Below are 12,030 nucleotides of genomic sequence, written 5' to 3'. Positions count from 1 at the left end.
TCAGGAACGTGTCAACGCTATTCAGGACGGGTCAGTGTGACTATTTAAGCCGCATGGCACCCGGCTTTATCATCTACTCCAGCTGTAACGCCCGGACGATGGCGAAAGATATCGCCCGCCTGGCCGGCTACCGAGTTGAGCGCGTCCAACTGTTCGATATGTTCCCCCATACCGCCCACTATGAGGTGCTGACCCTGCTGGTTCGCGAAGTTTAAACAAAATGTGAACTCTTCAGCAGGCGAAGATCGGGTAAGCTTGGCTAATCAGAACGTAAGAATAGCGGAGCGCTGCGGTGGCAAAAAAAATTCTGTTGGTTGAAGATGATGACGATATCGCCGTGCTGCTGCGCCTCAATCTGCAGGATGAGGGGTATCAGATTGTCCACGAGGCGGACGGGGCGCAGGCGCTACAGCGGCTGGAGAAAGAGATCTGGGATGCGGTGATTCTCGACCTGATGCTGCCCAACGTTGATGGTCTGGAAATCTGTCGGCACATTCGCCAGCAAGCTCGTTACCTGCCGGTGATTATTATCAGCGCTCGCGCCAGCGAAACCCAGCGCGTGCAGGGGCTGGAAATGGGTGCGGATGATTACTTGGCTAAACCCTTTTCAATTCTCGAACTGACCGCCAGAGTGAAAGCGGTGTTTCGCCGCCAGGAGGCGATGGGCCAAAATCTGTTGATGGATGCCGGGCGCATCGCCAGCCATGGTCTGAGTATCGACCCCTTGTCCCGCGAAGTGAAGCTGCGCGGCGAGGCGATCGACCTCACGCCGCGAGAGTTTGACCTGCTGTACTACTTTGCCCGCCACCCGGGCGAGGTCTTTTCCCGTCTGGCGCTGCTTGACCAGGTATGGGGCTATCAGCACGATGGCTATGAGCATACTGTCAACACCCATATCAACCGCCTGCGTACCAAAATTGAGCACGACCCGGCTGAACCTGACATCATCCTGACAGTCTGGGGAAAAGGCTATAAGTTCGCCGTGGAGCGCAAAGAGGCGCTGTCATGATCCACCGTTTCAGCCTCAGCCAGCGCCTGGCGTTGGTTTTCACCTCGCTGCTGCTGCTCTGCGCCATCGCCGTGTGCCTGATCCAGCTTTACAGTAGCGCGCAATATGGTAATGCGATGGTGCAGCGCCTCTCTGCCGGACTGGCGCAGCAAATTGCCGCCCGCGAACCGCTTCTGGACTCTCAGGGGCAGGTTGACCGCCAGATGCTGAAACCACTTTTCGACCGGCTGATGACCTTTAACCCAAGCGTCGAGCTGTATCTGGTTTCACCCGACGGCGAGCTGCTGGCCGACGCTGCGCCGCCCGGTCATATCAAGCGCCAGAGTATTGGTCTGGCCCCGGTACAAACTTTTCTCTCCGGCGGCACGTGGCCGATTTATGGCGACGACCCGCGCAGTATCGACCAGCAAAAAGTGTTTAGCGTCGCGCCGCTAAGGCAGGACGGCCAGCTGCGCGGCTATCTGTATATCATTTTGCAGGGAGAAACCTTTAATGAACTGGCGGCGAGCGCCTGGCAGAAAACATTGTGGAGCCTGCTGCTGTGGACCTTGTTGCTGGTGGCTGCCCTTGGCCTGCTGGCGGGCTGGCTTGCCTGGTATTGGGTAACGCGCCCGGTGCGCCAGCTTACCGCGTTGGTGGCGACGGATGAAAAAGACAGCATTCGCGCAATTAAGGCGCTGGCGGCGCAAACGCCGGAAGCGAATCCGGGCAATGAAGTCGCCGTGCTGCATAATCGCTTTATCGAACTGGCCCGCCAGATTGCCGGACAGTGGGATCGCCTGGCCGATAGCGATCGCCAGCGTCGCGAATTCGTCGCCAATATCTCTCACGACCTGCGCACGCCGCTCACCTCGTTGCTGGGCTATCTGGAAACATTGACCATTAAGGCCGATCGACTCACGATGGAGGAGAACAAACAGTATCTGAACATCGCGCTACGTCAGGGGAATAAAGTTCGCCATCTTTCTCAGCAACTGTTTGAGCTGGCTCGCCTAGAGCACGGGGGGATTAAGCCGCATCCGGAGAAGTTTGCGCTGGCTGAGCTGGTACAGGACGTAGCGCAAAAGTTCGATTTGACGATCGCCACGCGAAAAATTGCTTTTCAGCTGGAGCTGTCGGAGGGTTTGCCGCCGGTTGTCGCGGACCTGTCGATGATCGAGCGGGTGCTGACTAATCTACTTGATAACGCCCTGCGGCATACCCCGGAAGGCGGCGTGATTCGCCTGACGGCGCGTCGGTCAGGGCCGGAGATTATCGTTGAGGTCGCGGATAGCGGGCCGGGAGTGGCTGGTGAGCTACGGGCAACGTTGTTTGAACGGCCTTCGGTACTGGAGCCGGGCGCGCAAAGCGCATTGCGGGGAGGGTTAGGGTTGATGATTGTGCGCAGGATGCTACAGCTACACGGCGGCGATATACGCCTTTTGGAAGCACCGGCAGGGGCCTGTTTCCAGTTTACCCTGCCGGTTTAAGGTTGCGGATTGGCCTACCGGGATAGAGGTTTACCGCCGACTGCTAACCGGTAGCCCGGGTAAGGCGTTTACGCCGCAACCCGGGGAATGCGCCGGGGTTGAGGCTTGGTGCGGCTTATTCCCGGGTCGCGCTGCGCTTACCCGGGCTACGGGTCCACTGCCGCAATTCGGGAAGGATTACTCCGGGAACCACTGGTTGCTGATTTTCTGGTAGGTCCCGTCGGCTTTAATCGCCTTCAGCGCGGCATTCAGTTTTTCCAGCAGCGCTTTGTTATCCGGGCGTACCGCAATGCCGAGGCCGGTGCCGAAGTATTGTGGGTCGGTCACTTTCGGCGTTGCTACGCCCAGCTGCGGGTTGGTTTTCAGCCACTCGTTGACCACGGCTGTATCACCAAACACGCCATCGATACGGCCATTTTTCAGGTCGATAAATGCATTCTGGTAGCTATCGTAGGCCACGGTTTTCACTTCAGGATGTTTATCCTGCAGGTATTTCTGATGCGTAGTGCCATTTTCCATGCCGATACGCTTGCCTTTCAGATCGTCAAAAGAGTGGTAAGCATCTTTCTTCGAAATAACCAGCGCGGAGTTGGCATAGTACGGGTCAGTAAACGCTACCTGCTTGCTGCGCTCCGGCGTGATGTCCATACCGGAAATCACCGCATCATATTTCTTGAATTTGAGCGCCGGGATCAGGCTGTCAAAAGCGTGGTTGGTAAAGGTACACTCGGCCTGCATCTGTTTGCATAGCGCGTTTGCCAGGTCGATGTCGAAACCGGCGATCTGGTTGTTGGCGTCCATCGATTCAAACGGTGGGTAAGTCGCTGAAACGCCAAAGCTGATTTTTTCTGCGGCGGCGGCGCCAAAGGCGAAAGAGGTAAGCAGTGCAGCCAGAACTAACTTTTTCATCGTCAAACTCCCGTCGATCAATCTTATGATGTTATGCCGTATTTGCGGCTGGGTTTAACAATGCCATTAAATGAATTTATATGCAATAAACATGGATATTTATTTTAATATAAATAAAAAAAGACGGATAAGTCATTGGGCTTATCCGTCATCGATTTGCTAATTATGCATTTCGCTGGAGCGGTTAGTTGCGTCGCTCAAATGCCAATGCTTTATGTTCAACCACGCGCATCAGCAGCGTCAGCAGGCCGTTGACGATGAGATAGACAATCCCGGCGGCGCCGAACACCATTACGTCATAGGTGCGTCCATAGAGCAGCTGGCTATGGCCCATCACTTCCATCAGCGTGATGGTGTAGGCCAGAGAGGTACTCTTGAACACCAGCACCACTTCGTTGGAGTAAGAGGAGAGCGCGCGCTTAAAAGCGTACGGCAGCAGAATTGCCAGGGTATCCTTTTTGCTCATCCCCAGCGCGCCGCAGGATTGCCACTGACCGTCAGGAATAGCGCGAATAGCACCATAAAACAGCTGCGTGGTATAAGCGGCGCTATTCAGCGAAAGGGCAATCAGCGCGCAGAGCCATGGCTCGGAAATCAGGTGCCAGATTGCCGGATATTCCTGCAGCGACGGGAACTGGCCCGGGCCGTAGTAAATCAGGAAGATCTGCACCAGCAGCGGCGTGCCGGTAAATAGCGTGATGTAGCCGCGAACAATCCATACCAACACCGGCGTTTTGAGCGTCAGGATGATAGTAAAAATCAGCGACAAAATCAGCGCCACCGCGATGGATGCCGCAGTCAGCGTCAGGCTGGTGTGCAGCCCTTTCAACAGTTCGGGTAAGTAATCAAGCATCAGCCTGGACTCCTTTCGAAGCGCGTCGCACGCTGGTCAATACGTTTGAGGATATACTGACTTAACAGGGTGATGACCAGATAGATTGCCGCCGCGATGATGTACCAGTTAAACGGCTCCTGGGTACGGGTGGCGATACTTTTGGTTTGCAGCATCAGGTCGTTGACGCTGATCAGGCTCACCAGCGCGGTATCCTTCAGCAGCACCAGCCATTGGTTACCGAGTCCCGGCAGCGCGTGCCGCCACATTTGCGGCATCACCAGGCGAAAGAAAATGGCGGCTTTCGATAATCCCAGCGCCTGACCGGATTCCCACTGTCCCTGAGGGACTGCTTTAAGCGCCCCGCGCAGAGTCTGCGACGCATAGGCGGCGTAGAGCAGAGAGAGGGCAATGGCCCCGCAGAGGAACGGGCTGACGTCGAAGTTTTCAATTTCCATCTGCACAGGGATCTGCGCAAAGCCGAGATTGATCGTAAAGCCGTCAGAAAGAATGAGCAGCAGCTGCGAGGAGCCAAAATAGATAAACAGAACCACCAGAATTTCCGGTAGTCCGCGCAAAAGGGTGACAATGCCGGTTGCGAGCCAGGCGACGGGACGCAGCTTCACCGACTCGAGGACGGCAAACAGCATCGCCAGCACCAGGCCGATGATCAGGGCGCAAACGGCAAGGCCGACGGTCATCCCGGCGGCGCTTGCTAATGGAAAAAATTCGTTCATTCAGCGTTACTTCTGGAACCATTTGTTATAGATAGACTGGTAAGTCCCATCGCTCTTCACTTTTTCCAGCGCAGCGTTGAATTTCTGCTGCAGCTCGGTATTGCCCTGGCGCAGCGCAATGCCGAGACCAGTGCCGAAGTAGTCTTTGTCGGTGACTTTGTCGCCCACTGCTCCCAGCTTCGGATTGCTCTTCAGCCATTCGGTGACGACAGCGGTATCGCCGAAGACGGCGTCAATACGGCCGTTTTGCAGATCCAGCTTCGCATTCTGATAGCTGTCGTAAGGAACGGTGGTGATTTCCGGGTGCTTATCGGTGATAAATTTCTGGTGAGTCGTGCCGTTCTGGACGCCGACTTTTTTGCCTTTAAGCTGCTCGATACTGGTGAATTTACCCTGCTGACCGACGAACAGCGCTGAGTTCTCGTAATATGGCGTGGTGAACAGCACCTGTTTTTCACGCTCAGGGGTGATGTCCATCCCGGCCATTACCGCATCGAAACGACGGAACTTGAGGCTTGGGATCAGGCTGTCGAAAGCCTGGTTGGTAAAGGTGCAGGTGGCATCAATCTCTTTACACAGCGCGTTGGCCAAATCGACATCGAATCCGACGATTTTGTTATTAGCATCAATCGCTTCAAACGGAGGATAGGAAGCCTCGGTGGCGAAACGAATGGTCTGGGCTGCGGTGGCGGAGAGGCTCATGCCCGCAAGAAGAGCGGCAATCAGTACTTTTTTCATCGTCATTTCCCCGAAAACATCAATGTGAAAGATAGTTTTTAAACGCGTCGGTTTGCGGATGCGTGAAGCAGCCAGCATCCCCTTGTTCGACGATATAGCCATTTTCCATATACACCACGCGGCTCGCGGTTTTACGCGCCACTTCCACCTCGTGGGTGACGATAACCTGAGTAATGCCGGTTTCAGCCAGTTCGCGAATAATGCTGACGATCTGAGCAGTGATTTCTGGATCGAGCGCCGCCGTTGGTTCATCAAACAGCAGAATCTGCGGTTCCATCATCAGCGCGCGGGCAATGGCGACACGCTGCTGCTGGCCGCCGGAAAGATGCAGCGGATAGCGATCGCTGTAGGGTTTCAGGCGCAGACGTTCGAGCAGCTTTTCGGCGCGGGCCAAAGCCTGATCCTTGCTTAAGCCGAGCACACGGCAGGGGGCTTCAATCAGGTTTTGCTGCACGGTCAGATGCGGCCACAGATTGTACTGTTGGAAAACCATACCGACGTTCTGGCGCAGCTCACGAATGGCTTTGTCAGAAGGCGCTTTGGTAAAGTCGAAATGATTCCCGGCAATGTGCAGGGTACCGGAACGCGGCATCTCCAGCAGGTTGAGTACGCGAAGCAGCGAGCTTTTACCGGCACCGCTAGGGCCGAGCAGCACCAGCGTTTCCCCCTGCGGGCAATCCAGCGTGATGTCGAACAGCGCCTGGTGTGCGCCGTAGAAGCAGTTAATGCCGTTTAGTTTAATACTCATCTGGGCAGTCTGATACAAATAGCAATTGAGGCCGCAAATAGTACCTTTGGCAGAATAGTTATGCAATATTTATGCGTTAAAAGTTAAATGTAAACCACGTTTACATTTAAAGGTAGCACAAAATATGGCTTCGTGAAGGCGAGGGGAGTAAATGTCGGTATTACTGGAAGGAATACCGACATTTTACCGGGGTTATTAATCTGGCAGAGTCAGTTCAACGCCCAACTCAGCGTTTTTCGAGGCTCTGACGCAGGCTACCGGCTGGCGCGTGGGAGTTATTGCCGAGGTAACGGACGTCATCCACGGCCCAGCACTGGCCTTCCTGAATCATCAGTACTTCATCTTTCCAGCTCTGGGTACCCTGTTTTAGCTCAACGCGCAGCGGAATATTACGCGCATCGCGATTAGGGATCGTGGAGGCGCTGGCGACATCGGCGCTGTCGGCAGGCGTTGTGCTGCTGGAGAACAGGTTAGACTGCAGCAGGGTATTGTTTGACGGATCCTGGCGAGCATCGTTCACCAATTTTGCCAGATCGTCGCTCAGATACGGACGCAGCGCCGTCAGATCGCTGTTGCGATTCTGCACCTGGTAATCATAAAACTTCTGCGCCACGTCATCCGGACCGCCTTCGACGCAAGGGCCGCTGCGGGTGCCGTTATCTTTGTAGGCAGGCGTGACGGTGGTACAGGCGCTGAGCGCCAGCGCGCAGGGGAGGACTAATGCAAGAACTTTGTAGCGCATGATGATTTCCTTATAAGCTCACTACGTTAGAATATCTTTTCAAGCATAGTGTATCAGATAGGGATTGTGCTTGACCCTTAGAGCTAACGCATTGAACGCTAAAGAAGGAGTTTTATCATGCAATTCTCAACCACCCCGACCCTGGAAGGTCAGCCCATTATCGAGTACTGCGGCGTCGTCACGGGGGAAGCGATTCTCGGTGCCAACGTGTTCCGCGATTTTTTCGCCAGCATTCGCGATATCGTCGGCGGTCGTTCCGGTGCCTATGAAAAAGAGTTGCGTAAGGCGCGGGAAATCGCTTTCGAAGAGATGAGCGAGCAGGCGAAAGCGCTGGGTGCGGATGCGATAGTCGGTATCGATATTGATTACGAAACCGTCGGCAAAGATAGCAGCATGCTGATGGTGAGCGTCAGCGGTACTGCGGTGAAGACCCGGCGATGAGAATTTGCCGGGCTGGCGTCCTGCTCGCGCTGCTGTTGGCGGGCTGCGCCACGGAAAAAGGGATTGTCGATCGCGACGGCTATCAGCTGGATACGCGCCACCCGGCGCAGGCGGCTTATCCGCGCATCAAGGTGTTGGTGATCCACTACACCGCCGATGATTTTGACGTTTCGCTGGCGACGCTGACGGATAATCAGGTGAGTTCCCACTACCTGATCCCAGAGAAGCCGCCGCGGCACAACGGCAAGCCGCGGATCTGGCAGCTGGTGCCGGAAGAAGATCTGGCCTGGCATGCGGGAGTCAGCTTCTGGCGCGGCAGCACACGCATTAACGATACCTCGATTGGTATTGAGCTGGAGAATCGCGGCTGGCAAAAAACGGCGGGGGTAAAAAGCTTCACGCCGTTTAATCCGGCGCAGATTGACGCCCTGATCCCGCTGGCGAAAGATATTATCGCCCGCTACCACATTGCGCCGCAGAACGTTGTTGCCCATGCAGACATTGCTCCGCAGCGTAAAGACGATCCGGGGCCGCTTTTCCCGTGGCACAGGCTGGCGGAGCAGGGGATAGGCGCATGGCCGGATGCGCAGCGGGTGGCGTTTTATCTGCAAGGCCGCCCGTCATACGAACCGGTGGATACGGCAGAGCTGCTGGATGTGCTGTCGCGTTACGGCTATCAGGTGGCGCCGGAAATGACCCCAGCGCAGCAGAAGCGAGTGATTATGGCATTCCAGATGCACTTCCGCCCAGCGCGCTGGGATGGCGTTGCCGATGCCCAAACGCTGGCGATTGCTGAAGCGCTGCTGGAAAAGTACGGTCGGGGTTAGAGGTGCAGTTTACCGTGGTCTTTTAGCCATGCGGCGGTACGGATGATGCCTCCATCCATCGTCACCACCGGCTGGTAGCCTAGCTCCTGCTGGGCGCGGGTGATGTCGAGAGTGAAATCAAAGTTCAGCTTAGATACGCCGTAGTGGGTGAATGCGGGTTCCTTAGCTGACTTATTGCCAAAGTGCTCCATGCTGCGGGCGATGATATCCAGCATCGGATAAGGGACCGAGCGGATGCGGCACTTAATCCCCAGCTCATCAATAAGCTTCTGCACAATGCTGTGCAGGGATTGCGGTTCGCCGTTAGTGATGTTGTAGGCGCGAGCCGAAGGCAGACGGTCGCACTGCGGTTGGCTGGCGAGCCACATCGCGTGCACTGCGTTTTCATAATAGGTCATATCCACCAGCGCGCTGCCGCCGCGCGGTAACAGAACGCTGCCGTAGTGCTGCATCATCTGCGCCAGGCGCGGGATAAATACTTTATCATGCGGGCCAAAGAGGCTCTGCGGGCGCAAAATCGTAAAACGGGTATTCGGGTTAGCCTGGGCCAGCAAATTGATCACCTCTTCGCTTGCCGCTTTACTGCGGGCAAACTCGTTGGCGAACCGGTTTGGGCGAAAATCTTCCTGAATATCGCGATGATGGTGATAATCAAAATAGAGCGATGGCGAAGAGATATGTACGAAGTTGCGCACACCCCAGGCGACCGCCCATTCACCGAGGCGACGGGTGGCGCGAACGTTGGCTAAATCGAAGGCCTGCTGGGTGCCCCACGGCGAGGTAAAGCTGGAACAGTGCCACAGGGTATCGATACCGGCGAGCATCACTTTGGCCTGCGAGGAGACCAGCTCGGTTAAGTCCGCGGGAACGAACTCGGCGCCCATTTTGCACAGAAGCTTGCCCATCGCTTCGTTACGCCCGGTCGCTCTGACGCTGATGCCCTTGTTACGCAGATATTCCACTGCGTTGCGGCCTAATCCGCTGGTCGCACCGGTAACCAGTACCTTCATATCGTTCCACTGTTCCACAAAAGAATTTCGTGCGCATTTTTCCGTGATTCTAACGACGATGCAATGAGAATCATGAAAGAATGTTATACAAATATTCTATTGGCTGGTGATTTGCTCCGCTAGCCGGGCGATACGTCGCGCCATGCCGCGAAAAATAAACAGATGTGCCGGGATCATCAGCAGCCAGTAGAACAGGCCTGGCATACCGTGCGGATGCCACCAGGCGCGAACGTCCAGCTCGCGATGATCGCCTTTATCGCGCAGGGTAAAGCTCAGGCGACCAAGGCCGGGGGCTTTCATGCCGAATAACAACGTGAGCTGCTTTTCCGGCTCGACGATAATCACCTTCCAGCTGTCCACCGCGTCGCCGGTCTGCAAATATTCTTTTTCCGGGCGGCCTTTTGCCAGCCGATGGCCGACCAGCAAATCCATCGCGCCGCGAGTTTTCCACAGGACGTTACCGAAGAAGTAGCCCTCTTTGCCGCCAATTTGGTTGACCACCTTCCACAGCGCGTCCAGGCTGGCAGGCGTGTTAACGGTACAGCCCGCCTGTTTCGGGAAGTAACCGTACTCCGGCCGCCAGCGGGCGAAGGCCTGCGCATCGTAGCCCCAGTCGCTGGAGTTCACCAGTTGCTCCTCTTCTTCGAGTGTGCGGCGCACCGCCTCATCGAAAGCGATCAGTGGTTGGGGAATGAGCGCCCGCAGAGAGCGATCGTCGGCGATCAGGTCATGTTTCAGACCCTGGATCAGCGCTTTGGCGATGGTGGGCGGCACCGAAGTAATGACGTTGAGAAACCACACCGAAATCCAGCTGGTCGGGAAGGGGATGGGGATCAGCAGACGGTGCTTGCCGCTAACCGCCATAAAACGGGTGAACTGTTGCTGATAGCTTAAAACCTCCGGCCCGGCGGCTTCAAAAACGCGATGCTCGTGGGCGGGATGATTAAGCAACTGCACCAGATAGTAGAGCAAATTTTCCAGCGCAATCGGGGTTGTGCGCGAGCGCACCCAGCGCGGCGGCGTCAGTACCGGCAGGTTGTAAACCATATCGCGCATCACTTCGAAGGCGGCGGAGCCCGCTCCGACGATAATGCCCGCCCTGACTTCAGTCACCGGAACGCTCGATTCGCGGAGCAGGTCGGCGGTGACCTGGCGGGCGCGCAGATGGTCGGATTGCTCTTGTTCCGCAACCTGAAGCGAACTCAGGAAAATCACTTCGCGGACCGGGACCTGGCGCAGGGCGTCGCGCACGTTCAGCGCAACCTGATGCTCATGACGGATAAAGTCGCCGCCTTCGCCCATTCCGTGAACCAGGTAGTAGACGGTATCGGCCTGCGCCAGCAGAGCGGGGAGCGCATCTGGTTGGTTTAAATCGAGCTGATGACACTCGACGCTGGGGAGGTTCTGTTTTTTGAGCCTGTCGATGTGGCGTGCCGCCGCCAGCACCGGAAAACCTTGCTCGCTGAGGCTTTTCACCAAATGCTGACCGATATAACCGCTGGCGCCAAGCACCAGAATTCGTTGCGACACGCCGGACTCCTTAACGATTCACCTTAACAATTCGCTTTAACGATTCAGAAACGCCTGCCAGTGGTTCACCACCTCGGCAAGCTGCTGGCGATTCACGTCAATATGCGTCACCAGACGCACGGCCGGTGAGGCGTTGATCAACACACCGTGCCCGCGCAAATATTCACCCAGCGCGGCATGTTCTTCGCCGACGCGGATAAACAGCATATTGGTATCATGACGCATAACGTCAGCGCCGATAGCGCGCAGTTGCTCCGCCATCCATGCGGCGTTGTCGTGATCTTCTTTTAAACGCTCGACGTTATTCTGCAAGGCATACAGACCCGCCGCCGCCAGAATCCCCGCCTGGCGCATCCCGCCGCCGACCATTTTTCGCCAGCGAATAGCGCGGTGAATGTACTCCTGGCTCCCCACCAGCAGAGAACCTATCGGCGCGCCGAGGCCTTTTGACAGGCAGATAGTGAATGAGTCGCAGTACTGCGTGATATCGCGCAGCTCGCAGCCGTAATCCACTACGGCGTTGAAAATACGCGCGCCGTCAACGTGCAGCCCCAGGCCGCGTTCACGGGTGAATTCCCATGCTTCTTTAAGATATTCACGCGGCAGCACCTTGCCATTATGGGTGTTTTCAAGGGTGAGCAGGCGAGTGGGGGCGAAATGGATATCGTCCGGCTTAATCTTGGCGGCGACTTTATCCAGCGGCAGGGAGCCATCTGCAGCTGCGTCGATCGGTTGCGGTTGGATGCTGCCGAGCACCGCTGCGCCACCGGCTTCGTAGAGATAGTTATGCGCGCCCTGGCCGACGATATACTCTTCGCCGCGCTGGCAGTGGCTGAGTAAGCCCACGAGGTTGGCCTGGGTGCCGGTCGGCAGGAAGATTGCCGCTTCTTTGCCCGCCAGTTCTGCGGCGTAGCGCTGAAGTTCATTTACCGTCGGGTCATCGCCATAAACATCGTCCCCGACCGGGGCGGCCATCATCGCTTCCAGCATGGCGCGGCCCGGGCGGGTGACGGTATCACTGCGTAAATCAATCATATA

General features: G+C 56.3%; 13 protein-coding genes and 1 pseudogene. 5 read left to right on the top strand and 9 right to left on the bottom strand.

What is annotated here, in order from left to right; translation table 11 throughout:
- Positions 1-35 precede the first annotated feature (35 nt).
- From rumB to HV213_RS18870, 3 genes and pseudogenes are all read left to right on the top strand, one after another.
- Positions 36-215 (top strand): annotated as a pseudogene (rumB, locus tag HV213_RS18880) (23S rRNA (uracil(747)-C(5))-methyltransferase RlmC); the annotation flags it as partial.
- A gap of 77 nt (positions 216-292) precedes the next feature.
- Positions 293-1,009, top strand: coding sequence for a response regulator transcription factor (locus HV213_RS18875; RefSeq protein ID WP_181482877.1), 717 nt, complete (start codon positions 293-295; stop codon positions 1,007-1,009).
- Positions 1,006-2,478: a sensor histidine kinase gene (locus tag HV213_RS18870; RefSeq protein ID WP_181482876.1), complete on the top strand. Its 1,473-nt coding sequence runs from the start codon at positions 1,006-1,008 to the stop codon at positions 2,476-2,478. The genes HV213_RS18875 and HV213_RS18870 overlap by 4 nt, the downstream gene beginning before the upstream one ends.
- A gap of 177 nt (positions 2,479-2,655) precedes the next feature.
- Here the strand turns inward: HV213_RS18870 and artJ are convergent, their stop codons facing one another.
- The 6 genes from artJ to HV213_RS18840 all read right to left on the bottom strand — a co-directional run bounded on the left by artJ (position 2,656) and on the right by HV213_RS18840 (position 7,184).
- Entirely contained in the window at positions 2,656-3,387 is a 732-nt protein-coding gene (gene artJ, locus HV213_RS18865) for an arginine ABC transporter substrate-binding protein ArtJ (RefSeq protein ID WP_181482875.1), read from the bottom strand.
- Positions 3,388-3,571: 184 nt separating this feature from the next.
- Positions 3,572-4,240, bottom strand: a complete 669-nt coding sequence (gene artM / locus HV213_RS18860) for an arginine ABC transporter permease ArtM (protein ID WP_181482874.1) — start codon at positions 4,238-4,240, stop codon at positions 3,572-3,574.
- Positions 4,240-4,956 carry an arginine ABC transporter permease ArtQ gene (gene artQ, locus HV213_RS18855; RefSeq protein ID WP_110275255.1) on the bottom strand — a complete coding sequence of 239 codons (717 nt, stop codon included), beginning with the start codon at positions 4,954-4,956 and terminating at the stop codon, positions 4,240-4,242. Before artQ ends, artM begins: the two co-directional genes overlap by 1 nt.
- Positions 4,957-4,962: 6 nt before the next feature.
- The gene (gene artI, locus HV213_RS18850) at positions 4,963-5,694 is read right to left on the bottom strand and encodes an arginine ABC transporter substrate-binding protein ArtI (protein WP_139537113.1); all 732 of its coding nucleotides are present in this window, start codon (positions 5,692-5,694) and stop codon (positions 4,963-4,965) included.
- 19 nt (positions 5,695-5,713) lie between these two features.
- Positions 5,714-6,442 carry an arginine ABC transporter ATP-binding protein ArtP gene (gene artP, locus HV213_RS18845; RefSeq protein ID WP_110275250.1) on the bottom strand — a complete coding sequence of 243 codons (729 nt, stop codon included), beginning with the start codon at positions 6,440-6,442 and terminating at the stop codon, positions 5,714-5,716.
- A gap of 226 nt (positions 6,443-6,668) precedes the next feature.
- Positions 6,669-7,184, bottom strand: a complete 516-nt coding sequence (locus HV213_RS18840) for a lipoprotein (RefSeq protein WP_181482873.1) — start codon at positions 7,182-7,184, stop codon at positions 6,669-6,671.
- A gap of 117 nt (positions 7,185-7,301) precedes the next feature.
- On the opposite strand from HV213_RS18840, the gene HV213_RS18835 reads away from it, so the two are divergent.
- Complete coding sequence (locus HV213_RS18835; protein WP_112214675.1) at positions 7,302-7,625, top strand: heavy metal-binding domain-containing protein; 324 nt, start codon at positions 7,302-7,304, stop codon at positions 7,623-7,625.
- Positions 7,622-8,452: an N-acetylmuramoyl-L-alanine amidase gene (locus tag HV213_RS18830; protein WP_181482872.1), complete on the top strand. Its 831-nt coding sequence runs from the start codon at positions 7,622-7,624 to the stop codon at positions 8,450-8,452. Before HV213_RS18835 ends, HV213_RS18830 begins: the two co-directional genes overlap by 4 nt.
- Here HV213_RS18830 and HV213_RS18825 read toward each other — a convergent pair.
- The 3 genes from HV213_RS18825 to ltaE all read right to left on the bottom strand — a co-directional run bounded on the left by HV213_RS18825 (position 8,449) and on the right by ltaE (position 12,027).
- Entirely contained in the window at positions 8,449-9,462 is a 1,014-nt protein-coding gene (locus tag HV213_RS18825) for an NAD-dependent epimerase/dehydratase family protein (protein WP_181482871.1), read from the bottom strand. The genes HV213_RS18830 and HV213_RS18825 overlap by 4 nt on opposite strands.
- Positions 9,463-9,558: 96 nt before the next feature.
- Positions 9,559-10,992, bottom strand: a complete 1,434-nt coding sequence (locus tag HV213_RS18820) for a DUF2867 domain-containing protein (protein WP_181482870.1) — start codon at positions 10,990-10,992, stop codon at positions 9,559-9,561.
- Positions 10,993-11,028: 36 nt separating this feature from the next.
- A complete protein-coding gene (ltaE, locus tag HV213_RS18815) occupies positions 11,029-12,027 on the bottom strand; it encodes a low-specificity L-threonine aldolase (RefSeq protein WP_181482869.1) in 999 nt (332 codons plus the stop codon).
- Between the last annotated feature and the right edge of the window lie 3 nt (positions 12,028-12,030).

Origin of the sequence: Klebsiella sp. RHBSTW-00484 (assembly GCF_013705725.1) — a bacterium.
GTDB lineage: Bacteria > Pseudomonadota > Gammaproteobacteria > Enterobacterales > Enterobacteriaceae > Klebsiella.
Note: the sequence above shows the minus strand (reverse complement) of the source record. Positions and strands in the feature narration are given on the sequence as shown.